We start from the raw sequence: 16,698 nt of genomic DNA, 5'->3' as shown, positions 1-16,698 counted from the left end.
ATTAGTGTGAACTAATGGGCTTTTTTGCAAAATTATGAGTGCTTTTTGTTGTATTAGTGATGCTGTCGATTGATTGAAAAATCGACAAAAACTAAGGTGATAAACATTCATAGTTTGTGTGTTTCAACATAGAACAGTGATGGGTGATTTATATCAAGATTTAAAAATACAATATAAGGATAACTCGCATGAATGAATTTTTTAATGATCCCTCGCATCGAGGGGGATTCGATGCCATGTATTACTGGGATCAATTTCATCCAATTTTTGCAGCAATTTTGATCTTACTGGTGGGTTGGATTATTGCCTTAGTCATTGCCGCAGGTGTAAAGCGGCTATTGCAAAAGCTTGATACCAATCACAAGTTATCTTCGGCAACTGGTCGTACACCCAATATTGAAAACTTGGTTTCTAAATTGGTGTTTTGGTTTGTCATGATTCTTGCTGTGGTCGGTTCACTCAATGTTTTAAATATTAGTGGTGTAAGTGACCCGTTTAGCAATATGGTAGGACGAGTACTTGCTTATATACCAAACTTATTTGCAGCCGTTGCAGTAGGATTTATTGGTTGGATTGTGGCCCGTTTGGTACGTGCTGGATTGACCAATGTATTATCTAGAACAGAATTAGATGAGAAGCTAAGCAGTGAAGTTGGTGTTAACGCTTTAAGTACTAATATCGCAGAAATTTTTTACTGGTTGATTTTATTACTATTTCTACCAATTGTGCTGTCTATTTTAGGTTTAACAGGACTGCTGATTCCTGTACAAAACATGGTAAACGAAGCGATTGCTTATCTGCCTAATTTGTTTATTGCGGGTGTGATCATTTTTGTAGGTTATATTCTCGCCAAAATTGTGCGCGGTATTGTCGAGGGATTAAGTAATAGCTTGGGACTACAAACTCAAGCTGAAAAAGTAGGATTATTTAAAAACTCAAATGTATCGAAATTTTTAGGCTCATTTGTGTTTGCAATTATTGTCATCACAGCGTTGATCGTGGCATTTGAAGCTTTAGGAATCCAAGCGATTTCTCAACCCGCAACAGCGATGTTGAATGAAATTATGTATGCAATCCCACAAATTATTGCAGCTGGTTTAATTCTAATCGTTGCCTATATTGTTTCTCGTTTTGTTGGACGTTTAGTCGCTGAACTGATTTCAGGGGCGGGAATTGATGAAATTCCGATGAAGCTTGATTTGCAACGATTCCTTGGGCAAACACGTGTTTCTGATGTGATCGGTTATTTGATTGTATTTTTTACCATGTTGTTTGCAATCTCTGAAGCTGCGAACCGCCTTGGCTTAGAACAAGTAAGTGTTCTGATTGCGTTGTTTATTCAGTTTGGTGCAAGTATTTTACTTGGTGCTGTCATTTTAGTTATTGGATTTTGGCTCGCGAATGTTGTGGCTAATGTGGTGCAACGCGGTGAATACAATAGTTCACGTTGGTTAGCAAACCTAGTTCGTATTTTAATTATGGGCTTAGTGATTGCGATGGGTCTAAAAGCCATGGGTATTGCGGATTCCATTGTGAATTTGGCTTTTGGTTTGACGCTTGGTTCAGTTGCAGTTGCTTTTGCCTTGGCATTTGGTTTAGGTGGTCGTCAACCAGCAGAACGCTTATTGACAGATTTATTAGATAAGGCAAAGAATGAAGCGAAACAGCCAAATCCGTTACATAAAGAAATCACACCAAGTCATTCGGTACCACCAATAACACCACCGACTCGACCTTATTCAGATGAATAGTAAAAAAAATCTTTGATTTTTTGAACCAATTCGACCACTCTAAGCAGGGTGGTCGTTTTGTTTGTATAAGCATTATTGAGTTTTTATCTATATCGTGATTAGGGCATATTTTAGAAAAACGAGACCTAAAACTGAGTTTTAGGGTACATATGACTGTAGTTTAATAGGATTAATCAAAAATTTGACCTGAAAAGCAATTCATTTATAGATAAAGTATCAATAGTCTCTAAATAAAAATTCTATAGAGGAGAGTGAAATGAAGAGGCCAAATCGCGTATTTGCACCGATTATTATTGCAGGTATTACTGTAGGTTTTTTGGCGAGTGCGTACAAATTTGTTGTTGCGAAATCAAATACAGCCAAAGAAAAACCAATTGAAAATACTCAAAAAGTATCTTCTACAGAAGCTGCTAACTCTTCAGATCATCATGCTTAGTGTTATTTAGCAATCGGCTTAATTTGTTAAGTAAACTAAACAAATTGAGCCGCTGCTTGAGCCGAAGACCATGCCCATTGGAAGTTGTACCCTCCCAAATGACCTGTTACATCGAGTACTTCACCGATAAAATACAAGCCTTTCTGCTTTTTACTTTCCATGGTTTTTGAAGAAACTTCGCTAGTATCTACACCACCTAACGTGACTTCAGCAGTACGATATCCTTCAGTTCCAGATGGCTTAACAGAAAAGGCGTGCAATTGATCAGCAATTTGCTCTAGTTGTAAATCGCTAAAATTGCCAATCGCAGTTTCACTATGTTCCGCCCAAATTAGTTGTTGTAGCTCAAGCACGATACTCTTCGCTGTGAATTCACTGAGCAAAGTTCTGAGCAGAACTTTGGGTTGCGACTTTTTCTTTTCCTTGAAGAATTGAACTAAATCTTGGCTCGGGAAAAAATCAATTTTAAAGCTTTCACCCACGTGCCAATAATTTGAGAGTTGTAATGAACTTGGTCCACTTAGGCCTCGATGAGTAAACAACAAAGCTTCAGTAAATTGATGGCGATCATTCACCAGTGTTGCATCTAAAGCATTACCACTTAAGCGTGTTGTGACTTCTTTAAAATGGTCTGAAAAGGTGAAGGGGACTAGACCTGCACGGGTAGGAAAAATATGGTGTCCAAACTGCTGTGCAAGTTCATATCCAAAACCAGAGCCTCCTAGTGTTGGAATAGATAAGCCACCAGTCGCGACAACGAGAGATTCACAGTGATAAGTGCCTTGATTGGTTTCAATGATAAAACCTGAATCTGTTTGTGCTGTTACGCTTTGTACTTCGCAATGGGTCTGAATCTGAACCCGTTTCGCTTTATTGCACTCTGCAAGTAAAAGTTCAAGGATTTCTTTTGCGCCTTTGATTGTAAAGAGCTGACCGTGTTTACGTTCTTCATATTCAATACCATATTCGCAGACCAAACCAATAAAATCCCAGTTGGTGTAACGAGTGAGCGCTGAAATAACAAAGTGTGGATTCTCAGAAATATAATTTGATGGTTCAACATCTAAGTTAGTGAAGTTACACTTGCCACCACCAGACATTAAAATCTTTTTACCTACTTTATTGGCTTTTTCTAATACGACAACGGAGCGTCCACGTTTGCCAGCCTCTGCAGCCAACATCAAGCCTGATGCACCTGCACCTAAAACAACAACATCAACTTGATGAACCATGAGGATTACTCGGTAGACGAAAAGCGAGCGATTATAAAAGATTTAAGCGAAGTTTAGTACGCACAATTTACGAAGTTATACGGATTTATGAAGCAAATTCATTACTAAAATTTGCACATTATTAGATACAAAATAGATCCAGTTTTTTAGCAAATCATGATTGTCTTAACAAAAAACATACAAAGTCTGATGTAGAATACAAATGAGAGCAAAGTCTCTTTTTAAGTTTAAACTTTGATGTTTTTCAGAAAATTAAATTGTTTTTAGTTCTGTTTTTGCGGCGGTGTCATTGATTTTATTATGGGGTATACCTCGGTATTCTCTATTATTTTTTTAAATAGCACGTTTCTTGCAAATTCAAACTACACATTTAATGTCGGGGTGCGTTATGGTGGGTATGAAGGTTTTGCAAATATTTGATTTGTTGAAATTACAGTGTACTTATTCTACAAAAATCACGATCGCCATTTTATTGTGCATATTCAATATTTCTATTGCAAATGCTGCTTATCAGCGTGGTTATTTAAATTTAGGTTTTGAAACTCCCGTTATTTCCACTGGAACTAATGTTTGTCGTGTTTATATTAGTAGCACACGTGTACCTGGTTGGTTAACCACACACCCATATGGAAATGAGGGCTTCAGTGGTACATGCTCAATCTCAACCAATGGTTCAGGGCAACTGATGGAAATGTGGGCTGGCTCAAGAAATATTGATGGTACCAATACAACCCCCACCAACACGATCAAAGCACGGGAAGGCAATCAATTTGTCGAATTAAATGCAGATGCTGTTTCTACTGTTTCTCAGAATATCTGTTTAGTGAATGGTGAGTCTGTATCTTGGAAATTTAGTCATAATGGGCGTAATACTGCTGACGATACGATGTTGTTGCGTGCTGGAACTCAAACAATTACAACGGTCTCTACAAGTAAAACTGGGGATGGGCAGGTCACGAGTTGCGTGTCGGGTACATGTTCTGTCTCCAGTGGTTCTGGATCAGGTGTAGGGGCGACAACGGGTTCTACAATTAAACGCTGGGCAGACTACAGTGGAACATTTACTTATACAGGTGCAACCGGGCAAGTACCAATGGGATTCCAGTCGACTTCGGGAACAAGCACCAGCGGAAATTTTTTAGATGGGATACAAATTATTGTAAAACCCATTATTGAGTTTAGTTCAGCCAATTATGTTGTACCTGAAAATGGCGGCACAGTGCAGCCACTTAAGGTTATTGTGGTCGGTGATGTACCGAGTGGGGGTATTTCATTGGTCTTTAATGTGAATGATGGCACAGCTCAATTAGGTGTCGATTATAAAATTAATGGTGGAGTTGCAAACACTTTTACCAAGACGATACCACAAGGTAATTACGGTGCTGGCACTCCTTATGTTCTTGAGGTTCCGGTCGAAATTATTAATGATTTAGTGAATGAAGTTGACGATACATTTAATGTAACCATCAATCAAAGTAACGATTTTCATATTATGTCATCAAATGATTGCGGAGCATCTGGTAACGGTGTTGCAAACTATGTAATTAAAGATGATGATCTGCCGACAGATATGGATTTGAAAGTAGAGAAGAAACAAAGAATAGGTACTTCTGGAAGCTTTGTAGCTGATTCATTGACGATGAGTTTAGGAGATACCATTCAGTATCAATTGGTCATTAGTAATAAAGGTGAAAATGCAGTCAGTGATACAAGTCGAGCAAACTTTACTGATGCAATACCAAGTAATTTCAATACACTCTCTTTGTTGAGTGCTACCAAATCAAATGGTGCAATCACATGTAATGCAAGTTTTACAGGAAATACGCTAACTGGTCAATTTAGTGGGCCTAAAGGTGCAACTTGTACGCTGCTTGTTCAAGCCAAAGCGAATTCAGCAGGGATTGTAACCAATACTGCAACAGTCAATGTACCTGCTGCCAACACTGAAATTTTCCCATCTGATAATAGTAGTAGTGTGCAAGTTGCTATTGCAAAAGCCTTAATTACCCTTACAAAATCAACAATAGGTGGCTTAGGTACTTTCGGTTTTACACTAACTGGTACAAGCCAAACTTCGGGTTCGATTACAACATTGACTCAAGGTGAAGAATATCAGGTTGATGGTGATACCACGCTGACAGGTGTACAACCTTTTGTCGTCACAGGAACTGGTAGCATAACGATTAATGAAAGTAGTCTACCTACTGGCGGGGGATGGAGTTTAACAGGTGCCAGTTGTCGTAACACAGCGGGCAACTCTGTTGGTAGCCAATCAGGATCGGTTTATACTCTAACAGCAGCCGATATTAGCAATAACCCAAATTTAAACTGTAACTTTGTGAATACCAAAATTCCAACGGTAAAGATTCAGAAAATTTCTCAGGGAGGAACGGGAACATTCGGCTTTGCTAATACTAATTTATCCAGTAATTCCAGTAATGTTGCGACAAGTTTACAAGGATCACCCAATATTGGAACAGGGATATCGCCTGTTTTAACGGTAGTGAGTAATGCAACAGATGTCGTTATTAGAGAGTCATCGATTGCGACGGGTTATGCGCTAAAATTTGCGAGTTGTATTGATTCAAATAGTTTGATTACAGGCAATATTGGTACATTTGGTAATTTCAGTACCGATAGAATCACGATTCCGTACACCTATTTAATTACTGGTGGTGCTGACATTACGTGTACTTTTATTAATAGTAAGCCTAGTTTAGTTATTAAAAAAATTAGTCGTGGTGGGTTAGGTAAGTTTGATTTTACTGGCAATAATGGTATCGCAAATCATTCAATTACGACTACAGTTCAAGATACTGAAACTGTGGGGGAAACACAGTATTTTACTACCCCAAATCCATCAACAGATGCTGTTATTAATGAAACAAATATTCCAACAGGTTTCCGTCTAACCAATGCAGTTTGCACAGGATTGCCAGCCAGTTCAGTTACTACGAATTATACCAATGCAACAGTTACATTAAATAAAAGTGGTATCGTTTCTGGCGCTGAAATTGTATGTACCTTAACCAATACGCTAACGACTTTAACATTGATAAAAAAATGGGATAACGCAGTCGCTGGTGATAGTGTAATCGTGAATAGTATTGGCTTGGATACCAATGCAACCACCGCAGTTTCGGTTGCTGATCAGACAGGGGCAAATAGCACCACTGGAACACCTGTTATGCTTATGCCGAATATGATTGGTAAAACTGCAACGATTCTTGAGTCATTTAGTAAAGGTGATGCTGCAGATTATAATAGTAGTTTACTTTGCACAGGCAACAACATCGCACTGAATGGCTTTAAGCTAACAATTCACAATGATGATGCTGCAATTATTTGTACTTTAACCAATAGTCGAAAAAAACTAGTCCTGATTACAGGGCGTATTTTTAACGATAATGGCGGAACGACCAATAATATCTTGAGTAATGCTTATAATGCCGTACAAGATGCAAATGAAATCGGCATTGCAGGGAGTCGTCTCAAACTTGCCAATTGTGCTGGTCTTGAGCTTAATTTTGTGACGATCAGTAATAGTAATGGAGAATATAGTTTTAAAGTTGAGGACAGCGTTCTAACCAATCCATTTTGTATCGTACAAACAAATTTGTCCGAATATAATTCTGTCAGCGGAGCGAGTCCAACCGGAAGCTATAACCGAAGTAAAGATACGATTTCACTCCCTAAAACAACAGCAACCAGTTATCCAAATAATAATTTTGGTGATGCAAATCTGAATATCGTACTGACTGAAGATGGGCAACACACCATAGCTTCTGGAGACGTCACAGATTATCCGCATCGTCTTAATTCACAAGCTCCAGTACAAATCACGCAGTTCAATCAGTTGTCTACCCAACAACCCAACAGTGGTAATGACCAAGTTTGGCAAGCTTTGGTTTATAAAGATACGAATTGTAATGGGAATGTGGATAGCGGTGAAACCATATTTAATCCAACCGTAGCGAATCCATATACATTACAACCCAATGCAGATCTTTGTTTGGTTCAACGTGTTCATTCACCTACAAATGTCATGGCAGGTGCACAGCATGTTTCGACCTTAGAGGCAAGTTATAGTGTGATCTTGGCAAATCCAACACAGACAATTACGGGTCAATCAATTAAACGACAAGATGTCACATTGATTGGTAAAGCGGGTCTTAGCTTAACTAAAAAGGTACGCGTAGTTGCCAGTTGTCCTTCAACGTCGGCTGATCAAAATCAATTTGCTGTAATGAATCAAGCAAATAAGGTCGACCATTTAGAGTATGAAATCACCTATAAAAATAATAGTACCAAGCTGCTGAATAATGTGAAAATTAAGGATAGTTTACCTATAGCCACCAGTTTCGGTAGTATGAGTTGCAATTCAACACCGAATGGTAATACTTGTAATATCAATTATGTCGGAGATGCATTGGAGTGGAATTTAACTGGCGTATTAAATCCCGCAGCGACAGGAACAGTGAGGTTTTGTGTAAATCAATAACATCAATCTAGGTTAAATGATAAAAATGATTTTGGTGATTTATGTTTTTAAACGGCCTTGTAGCCCACCTGTATGAATTGCCAAAATCCTTGTATTTGCTGGAAAGTGGTTCTGTTGAATTAAATCGAACAATCCCATCATCATCTTAGCGGTATAAACCTGTTCTAAAGGAATTGCATATTGCTGTTCAAATTGCTGCATAAATTGTAGTAGTTCATGGGTGGTTTTCGCATACCCCCCACAACAATAGGCATCGGTTAATCTCCAATTGGATTTAATGGTCCATTGTTGGATATCGTGTTGTAAAAAATTCCCTTTTAATGCAGAAAAACCCACTATCTGTTGTTGATTTGAACTACTTTCAATCAGTCCTGCAATTGTTCCACCAGTTCCAACGGCACAGCAAATGACATCATAATTCTTTCGGTCATCTTCGCTCAGAATTTCCTGTGTTCCTTGCAGAGCAAATGCATTCGTTCCACCTTCTGGAATAATAAAGGCTTGAGGGTATTGTTGTTGGAGTAGTTGTAAATACTCAACATCATGGCGTAGCCGATATTCGGCTCGGCTGACAAAATGCAGTTGCATGCCAAAATCTTGTGCTGTTTGTAGGGTAGGATTTAAGTCTTGGGTCGCAAGTTCTTCACCACGAATGATGCCAATACTTTGGAAGCCAAAGCGTTGAGCTGCATAAGCCGTTGCTGCAATATGATTGGAGAATGCACCACCAAAAGTGAGTACTTGGGACAAACCTTGTTGTTGTGCAGTGAGTAAGTTGTATTTCAGCTTAAAAAATTTATTGCCTGAAATTTGAGGATGAATCAGATCCAAACGCTTAATGGTTAATTGAACCGAACTGCTAAGCGCTAATGTTTGATAGTGTATGGGAAAAGCAATGTGATCAAACATTTTCGAACAAGGGAAATGAATTTGATCACATTGTAAATGGATTTGATTGAGAATGTCAGTCTTTGATTAGGAGTCAGTATCTACAGAGCTAATCACAGACATACCTGGTCGTAATTTTTCAATGCCTTTTTGATTTGGATCAATCGCAATACGGACAGAAATCCGTTGTACCACTTTAGTGAAATTACCTGTCGCATTGTCAGGTTTGAGTACACTAAATTCAGAACCTGCGGCAGGAGAAATCTGCTCAACATGCCCCGTAAATTTTTGGTGATTCATAGCATCAACAGTGAAGTACGCTTTTTGACCAATTTTCATGTTGGCGATTTGGGTTTCTTTAAAGTTGGCAATCACCCATGTTTGTTTTGGAATCAAATAAAGTAATTGTGTTCCTGCCGCTGCATATTGACCTACACGAGGATTGACCTCACCCAATTGCCCATCAAATGGCGCGACAATAGTACTGTAGTCTTTGGTTGTATTGGCTTGGTCAAGTTGTGCTTGCGCGCTATTGACTTGTGCTTTTAAGCCAGATTGTGCGACTTGTGCCGTTTTTAACGCTTCTTGAGCAACGAGGATATTCGCCTGCGCTTGTTTGAGCAAAGCTAGATTATTTTGTGCATCCGCAGCAGCTTTGTCCTGTTCAGATTTTGATGCTGCGCCACTATCTCCAAGTTGTTGATAGCGTTTTAACTGTGCTACGGATAAGTCATATTGTGCTTTCACCTGATCTAGCTTGGCCTGTGCTGCCACAACATCAGCCTGACGTTGAGCAATCGCTTGGGTTTGATTAGCAAGACTATTTTCAGCTTGCTCAACCCCTGATGCTGCCTGTGTCACTTTCTGGTCATAGGTGGTGGCATCAATATGCATCAACACTTGACCTTGTTTGACTTGATCAAAGTCTTTGACCAACACGTCTTTAACATAGCCATTGATTTGTGAGGACAGAATCGTGGTTTTACCTTTTACATAGCTATTGTCGGTTTGTTCAACGGCTGTGTGAAAGGGACCAATGCGCCACGCCCATAAGATAATGGTAATGCCAACTATTAGCACCAATAACATCCACCAGAGGGTCGAGCGTTTGGTTTTAATCAGTTTACTCGTCGGTGGTGGAGGTGGTGGCAATTGTGCGGTAGGCGCTTTTACCACTTGATTACTCTCATTTTGTTTCACATCTGAAGCGTTATCGCTGTCAGGTTTATCTTGTTCGGACATAATCTTTTCTCAATCTAATACGGTGGTACTAACTAGCTGTTTGCAAACTTTTTCGGGTTTTGTATTTATTCCGTGCATACTTGAATAAGCCCCAAAGTAGTAAAACCACTGCAAAAATGCCATTTAATGCAATTACATCGTTATAGGCTCGGACTTGGGCTTCACGGGTTACTACTTTATTCAGATTCTGCAAGGCTTGGTTGTTTTGCAAAACAGGATCATTGCTGTTGAGCATGGCACTATGTTGATAGCTTTGTAAGCGTTGCGCGACGATGGGGTCGGTAGGGTCGAGACTGCTGTTGATTTCTACTTTATAGTCATAGGTATGGCGTTGCTGATAGGTGTTAAAGAAAGATGAACCGACTAAACCACCAAAGTTTTGCGTTGCTGAAAACAATACAATAAAGGTCACTACATATTGAGGACCACGTTGTAAAGTTCGCATAAAGCCCATAAGTAACAGTGGACCGATAAATACGCCGCCTGCAAAGCTGACTAAAAATTGACTGCGATAGAAATTGGCAGGGCGAACGTCACTGGTGAGGTGATAATCTAAGGCGCAGGCAATTAAAATTAAGATTTCAGCGAGAAATAAATTCAGAATGAGGCGTTCACGGTGAAAGGTGAGTGCACTAAAAACTGAGCCTGCGATGGTGCCACAGAAAATCACGACATAGAGTGGGACAAACTGATCGGGTCCCATACCTATGGTTTTTAGAAAATTGACAGCAGCATAACTTTGTTCTGACATTAACAAACGTAAGGCAAAGGCGCTAACCACAAAACTGAGTAAATCGCCCGCTGCTAACCAACGCGTCATGATCAATGGATTAGCACGATAATGTTCGTAAGTAAGACCAAAAACAATCAAACAAAAACCCACAATTAAGGTATAGGCCAACCAAGGACTATCAAACCACCAATGAATTGGCCCTTGGGTTAATACAATACACAAACATGCAAAACCGGGAGCGAGCAAAGCAAAAGTGAAGAAGTCCTGCTTTTCAAAAACCTGTAAACGTAAGCTTCTAGGAAGCTTCAAGGCAACCACCATCGCTAAACAACAGATCGCTAAGCCTAGTTCAAAGGTATAAATCACATCCCACTGATTGGCACTCAGCAAGAAAGGGGAAATGATCCACGCTAAGGGTAGACCAAGCTGTTGAAATCCGAATGCTAAATAAATTCCTTTGGCCATATCGGCTTTACCAAAAGCTTGCATGGTGTAATACATACCTAATGAGCTAAGGGGTGCAGCTGCTAAGCCAGCGATGAAACGAACAAACAATGCCATTTCATAGGTTTTGACAAAAATGTGTAAGATCAATACGCCAATAAAAACCAATAGACCAATTTCTGAGAATAAGCGCAAACCATATTGTTGACGGGCTTTAAATAAAATCAGGTTAGAACTGACATTCGCCATCACGTAAGCCGCAGGTAACCAAGCAGCTTGAGAAGGGGTTAGACCATATTCACCTTGGAAAATGGGCAAATTCGCAACGATAAAGCCATTACTTAAACTGGCAGCAATACAAATAAACAGCCCAATGAAAAAATAGGCGAAGCGTTTTGGTTTAGCGTGTGCGATTGCTGCGGGCGAGCCTGGTAAGGTTGGACGCTCATCGACAGACCAATCAGGAGGAGTTTCAAGATAGCGAGGGCTTTTATCCATGTTATTCCTCGAACTAAACTTTAATGCCGTTTAATAATAATTCTATTGCACGTTGTGCTAAGCGAATTTGATCAGAACGATGATGTCCCTGAAATGAAGATCCTAAAATCGCCGTAATCATGCCAAAATCTTGCGGGGTCAGATCAGGACGACAGAGTCGATGTTCAATTGCTTGATCAATCAATGGTTGCAAAGCTTTATCACGTCTTTCATAAATGTTTAGCATGATTGGGTCTTGTCGATCAATAATGCGCCAGTAATCAATCAATACAACCAAATGTGGCAGTTGTTCAACGTGGCCTTCGATTAGACGAATAAAACCATCATTGAGTCCTTGCAAGGCTTGAGCGCGTTGCTCTAAACGAGTCATTGCTTGTTCAAGTAAAGCCAGCATCAATGCCTTTCGATCTGCAAAGTTACGATAAAAGGTCGCACGACCAACGCCTGCATGATCAATAATGGTTTGTAATGGGACGTGAACACCATGTGTTCTAAAGACTTCCTCTGCTGCGTTGAGGAGTTCGTCACGATTATGCGCTGCCAATTGTTGACGTTTTGCCATGACTCAAATTCTTGAAAGATCGAATGTGAATTAAACGGACATTTTTGTCCGAAGTAAATCTTAAGCCGCTTATATTTTGTTTAATTTAAGTAAAATACATGTGATATGGTGTTCCGATAAGACTTTATAACGTCAAAATAAGCATCAATTGAAACTAGACATAAAACAAAAGGTGAAGAATGCAGGGCTTTATACAGCGTTTTGCGAGAGGGATTAGACATCGACCATACCTATCCGCAACCTTTAGTTTAGGTCTCGTGATTTATGCAGTTTTGCATTTCTTCACCCATTGGCAATGGGCAACTTGTTTACAAATAGGCTGGAATATTGCCATTTGGTTATATTTATTCCTGACCCTAAAAATGATGTGGCACTTAGATGCAGTGCATATTTTACAACGAGCCAAACAACAAGATGCAGGCAAATGGGCCATTCTAAATGTTGTGTTGATTGCGATAGTAATTTGTTTTATTTCGATTGTGGTGCAATTGAGTCATGTCCCCAAAGACCAAACTTTTTTAAAAGGATTTCTAATTTTATTGACTATCGGGACTATTTTTTCAACATGGCTGTTGCTGCATACTTTATTTGCGATTCACTACGCGCATGATTATTATCTTGCCAAAAGTCAGCAAAAGGATCCGGGTTTAGATTTTCCAAAAACTGATCAACCTGATTATCTCGATTTTATTTATTTTAGTTATATTATCGGCACTTCTGCACAAACGGCAGATGTTTCCATTACCAGTTCTGAATTGAGGCATCTGAATATTTTTCATTGTGTCTTGGCTTTTATTTTTAATACCATGATTTTAGCCATCGCTATTAATGTAGCAGCCAGTTTTATTGGATTATAATTGATAACTTATTTTTATCAATTTAATTAAAATACATCATTTTTATTTTTGATTAGTGTCGTCTATTTTAAAAGCTAGATGACATCGCAAGGATAAAAACATGACCACTCAGCATCAAGTCAATCAACAGCAATACCAAGATAAATCGCAAGCTTATTTAAACAGTCAAGTGCATGCACAAGGCGTCGAATTTCAGAAGATGCAACAACTCATCCAATCTCATCAATTTCAAAAAGTCTTGGATTTAGGCTGTGGTGGTGGGCATGTGACTTATCAGGTGGCAGCATTGGTTGATGAAGTAGTTGCCTATGATTTAACGCCGTCAATGGTTAAGCTTGTATCGACTCAAGCAAAACAAAGAGGTTTTGAAAACGTGATTGCCCAACAAGGTGCAGCGGAAAAATTACCTTTTATAGATCAACGTTTTGACTGTGTCATCACGCGTTATTCAGCGCATCATTGGCAGAGTGTTGCTCAGGCAATGCATGAAATTTATCGTGTATTAACTCAAGACGGCAAAGTTATTATTGTTGATATTTTAGGAAATTCAAATCCAGCGATTGATAGCTTTTTTCAGACCATTGAAATGATTCGAGATCCGAGTCATGTGAAAAATTATAGTTTGCAGGAATGGATGTATTTCGCGGAATCTACGGGCTTTAAAATTGAAACCGTTGCAAAGCAACGTTTGGATTTAGATTTCCAAAGTTGGACTGAACGTATGCAAACGCCTGAATATGCCATTACCACCATACGTGATTTACAAAGCAAAGCATCAGAGCAGGTGCAACGATATTATCAAATCAAAGCCGATGGTTCATTTAGCAGTGACGTTGCTTATATCGTTTTATCAAAATAAGTTGAACAACCATAGGGCAGCAATCCGCCCTATGGCTTTTTAAAATTTAATGAAAGACTGCTTCCAAAGCATTTAAGCCAACTTTAGGATCGAGTAAACCATTATAAATCTCTGGAATTTCACGTTCGACACCTAAGAGTTGATAAATGGCAATCATGGCACAACGTACGGAATATTCCACAGTGAAAACCACATCATCTTCAAGCTCTACGAATTGACCTAAGAAAGCAAAGTTGACCGCATTTTCTGGAATGACCAATGGGCGATCACCTGCTTTACGACATGCAAATAGGGCAGAGGCATAAGGCATCATCACCGTGGTAATATCAGTATGTGCGAGTACATGATCCAAGATGTCATCGAAACCAAGCTGATGAATCAACTCAATTAAAATCTCTTGACCTGTGGCTTCACTCATTGGTTTTTTAATGTAATCACCGATATGGTCAATTTCAAAACCATAACCCCATAAGGTGAATTTACCTTCTGGTAAGTCAGCAAAATGCGGTTGAGCTGGAACGACCACAGACAGATGCCAACCAGATTCAAACCAAGTCATCAATGCACCTGTGCCGGGTTCATTTCCTGTGTAATCAATAATCCGTTTTAGCAGCACATCATCATGCATGGTGAGCGTAAAGGATTTCCATTTATGCTCATCAATGTTGCCATAAAAGGTCATTGGGCGACCAAAATCAGGGGCTTTTTGAGCCAATGTTTCCCACAAACGCCAGCCATGATCTTGTCGGTCACGAATCAGCTCAGGAACATCGAATTTATCGCCATAACGTGAGTCAGCCGTAATCGAACCTAAAGTAAAGAGCGCAAGATCATGCTCACCCAGTTGAATTTGTTCGGTGCCTTCTGGAATGGTGACATAAAGTTGGGCTGCCTTACGTTCTTTAGTTTGAGCATCTTCGACAAAGTCCGCATCTGTGACATAACTACCGAAACGAACATCAACGCCTTGTTCCACCAACCAACGTTGTAGCGGATGAATCATTGAATCATATTGATTGTATTTGGTTCGTTTTACGCCTGCTAAGGTATGGATGCGTGGTAATTCTTGAATGAAACGTAAAAAATAACGGCGTAATTCTGCTGCGCTATGCCATTTTTGAAACGCAAAAGTGGTTCGCCACATCCGCCAAAAATTACTTTGGAAAAATGCATCATCAAAAAATTCATCGATACGGCGACTACCAATACGATCTTCTTTTAATGCTAACAGCCGTAACATTTGAGCACGGTTGAGCGTTGATAATCCCAATTTTTGAGCTTCTGCAATAATATGATTTGAGTCGATCAAACGTGCTTGAGCGTTGGTTTTAACTTGTTCGTTAAATTCACGGCATTCTTCACGAACAGAAATGTCTGGATTTTCTAAAGATGGAATGCTTGAAAATAAATCCCAAGTACACAAATAAGTCTCATCAGTTAGCATACGTCCACCACGTGTGACCCATGCTTGGTTAGGATTAAGCGGATTATGTCCACCATCCATCGAACCACCAGAAACATTCAACTCTTCTAAAATATGGATATGTTCGGCTGGCACTTTAGCATCACGAATCGCAAAAGCAGCAGCAGCCATACCAGCTATGCCTCCACCTACAATCCAAAGATGTGATTTAGAGCGGTCTAATGTTTTCAGTCTTTTATTTTGCATCTGATGTGCCTCGTTTGTAGTTCTAAAGAAAATTAAAGCCATAATTTTATTATGGGATTTTATGTTTTAAAAATATATGAAAGTTCTGCTAAAAAACGATGATAAATTATTATCAGAAAAAAGTTTAATAGAAAAAATGGATGCACAATAAAATTTTAGTATTCATATGCTATGTTTTAACTGTTTGATATTGAAATTAAATTGAGTTTTTACTCTATTTTTAGTTTTTTACTAAATATCAAGTTACTTGAAAAATCCTTAAATTTATAAACAGAAATCAAAAAAATTATATCTACTATTATGGTTTTTTAAGTAAAATAAATAGTTGAAAATTATTCTAATCTTGAGGTCTATCTTGGAATCATTATTGATTTTGGGCTCTATTGCTTTGGCATTAATGTTGGGGGCAATTAGTCCCGGTCCTACATTTATTTATGTTGCCAAAAACTCAATTGCGATTTCACGTAAACATGGCTTATTTACTGCGCTTGGTACGGGCACGGGTGCAGCATTATTTGGTTTGCTTGCAGTGATGGGGCTACAAGCAATTTTGTTGGCTGTGCCTTCTGCCTATATCGCTTTGAAAGTTTTTGGTGGTCTGTACTTACTTTGGCTGGCGTATAAAATTATTAAACATGCCAAAGAACCCATGGAAGCTGTAAATGGTGCAGTCAAGACCATGAGTTATACGCAAACATTTCGTTTAGGACTGATTACCCAATTAAGTAACCCTAAAATTGCGATTATCCTTGCCAGTATTTTTACCGCGTTATTGCCGAAAGAAATCCCAACTTATTTCTATGTGGTGTTGCCGATGTTATGCTTCTTTATTGATGCAGGTTGGTATTCGCTTGTGGCTGTTGCATTGTCAGCAGAAGGACCACGTAAAGTTTATTTAAAGTCTAAAGCTGTTTTTGATCGTATCGCAGGTGGTGTCATGACCTTGCTTGGATTGAAGTTGATCTTTGGAATGAAGTGATAAAAGAAGCGACCAAGAAGGTCGCTTTTTTTATGGGCTAATTCTAA

General features: G+C 39.1%; 12 protein-coding genes. 6 read left to right on the top strand and 6 right to left on the bottom strand.

The window, feature by feature from the left end:
* The first annotated feature begins 188 nt into the window (after nt 1–188).
* Nucleotides 189–1,751, top strand: a complete 1,563-nt coding sequence (locus AC0JIQ_RS12800) for a mechanosensitive ion channel (protein ID WP_474201883.1) — start codon at nt 189–191, stop codon at nt 1,749–1,751.
* 256 nt (nt 1,752–2,007) lie between these two features.
* Nucleotides 2,008–2,187, top strand: a complete 180-nt coding sequence (locus AC0JIQ_RS12795; RefSeq protein ID WP_004663725.1) for a hypothetical protein — start codon at nt 2,008–2,010, stop codon at nt 2,185–2,187.
* A gap of 35 nt (nt 2,188–2,222) precedes the next feature.
* Here AC0JIQ_RS12795 and AC0JIQ_RS12790 read toward each other — a convergent pair whose 3' ends face one another.
* The gene (locus tag AC0JIQ_RS12790) at nt 2,223–3,419 is read right to left on the bottom strand and encodes a BaiN/RdsA family NAD(P)/FAD-dependent oxidoreductase (RefSeq protein ID WP_474201882.1); all 1,197 of its coding nucleotides are present in this window, start codon (nt 3,417–3,419) and stop codon (nt 2,223–2,225) included.
* Nucleotides 3,420–3,807: 388 nt separating this feature from the next.
* Between AC0JIQ_RS12790 and AC0JIQ_RS12785 the strand changes: the two genes are divergently transcribed.
* On the top strand, nt 3,808–7,920 hold the full coding sequence (locus AC0JIQ_RS12785) for a prealbumin-like fold domain-containing protein (RefSeq protein WP_474201881.1): 4,113 nt from the start codon (nt 3,808–3,810) through the stop codon (nt 7,918–7,920).
* A 39-nt stretch (nt 7,921–7,959) separates the two neighbouring features.
* Here AC0JIQ_RS12785 and AC0JIQ_RS12780 read toward each other — a convergent pair whose 3' ends face one another.
* The 4 genes from AC0JIQ_RS12780 to AC0JIQ_RS12765 all read right to left on the bottom strand — a co-directional run bounded on the left by AC0JIQ_RS12780 (nt 7,960) and on the right by AC0JIQ_RS12765 (nt 12,287).
* On the bottom strand, nt 7,960–8,829 hold the full coding sequence (locus tag AC0JIQ_RS12780) for a 1-aminocyclopropane-1-carboxylate deaminase/D-cysteine desulfhydrase (RefSeq protein WP_474201880.1): 870 nt from the start codon (nt 8,827–8,829) through the stop codon (nt 7,960–7,962).
* A gap of 66 nt (nt 8,830–8,895) precedes the next feature.
* A complete protein-coding gene (locus tag AC0JIQ_RS12775; protein ID WP_474203267.1) occupies nt 8,896–10,053 on the bottom strand; it encodes an HlyD family secretion protein in 1,158 nt (385 codons plus the stop codon).
* 25 nt (nt 10,054–10,078) lie between these two features.
* Nucleotides 10,079–11,725, bottom strand: a complete 1,647-nt coding sequence (locus AC0JIQ_RS12770) for an MFS transporter (RefSeq protein WP_474201879.1) — start codon at nt 11,723–11,725, stop codon at nt 10,079–10,081.
* 13 nt (nt 11,726–11,738) lie between these two features.
* Nucleotides 11,739–12,287, bottom strand: a complete 549-nt coding sequence (locus tag AC0JIQ_RS12765) for a TetR/AcrR family transcriptional regulator (protein WP_050041292.1) — start codon at nt 12,285–12,287, stop codon at nt 11,739–11,741.
* Nucleotides 12,288–12,466: 179 nt separating this feature from the next.
* On the opposite strand from AC0JIQ_RS12765, the gene AC0JIQ_RS12760 reads away from it, so the two are divergent.
* Complete coding sequence (locus AC0JIQ_RS12760) at nt 12,467–13,144, top strand: DUF1345 domain-containing protein (RefSeq protein ID WP_474201878.1); 678 nt, start codon at nt 12,467–12,469, stop codon at nt 13,142–13,144.
* 100 nt (nt 13,145–13,244) lie between these two features.
* A complete protein-coding gene (locus AC0JIQ_RS12755) occupies nt 13,245–14,003 on the top strand; it encodes a class I SAM-dependent methyltransferase (RefSeq protein ID WP_474201877.1) in 759 nt (252 codons plus the stop codon).
* Nucleotides 14,004–14,049: 46 nt separating this feature from the next.
* On the opposite strand, the gene AC0JIQ_RS12750 is transcribed toward AC0JIQ_RS12755, so the two are convergent.
* Nucleotides 14,050–15,672, bottom strand: a complete 1,623-nt coding sequence (locus AC0JIQ_RS12750) for an oleate hydratase (protein ID WP_474201876.1) — start codon at nt 15,670–15,672, stop codon at nt 14,050–14,052.
* A 355-nt stretch (nt 15,673–16,027) separates the two neighbouring features.
* On the opposite strand from AC0JIQ_RS12750, the gene AC0JIQ_RS12745 reads away from it, so the two are divergent.
* Nucleotides 16,028–16,651, top strand: coding sequence for a LysE family translocator (locus tag AC0JIQ_RS12745; RefSeq protein ID WP_474201875.1), 624 nt, complete (start codon nt 16,028–16,030; stop codon nt 16,649–16,651).
* Nucleotides 16,652–16,698 lie beyond the last annotated feature (47 nt).

The organism is Acinetobacter sp. FB, from assembly GCF_056033405.1.
The sequence above is the reverse complement of the archived record's forward strand: the minus strand, read 5'-3'. Positions and strand labels throughout refer to the sequence as shown.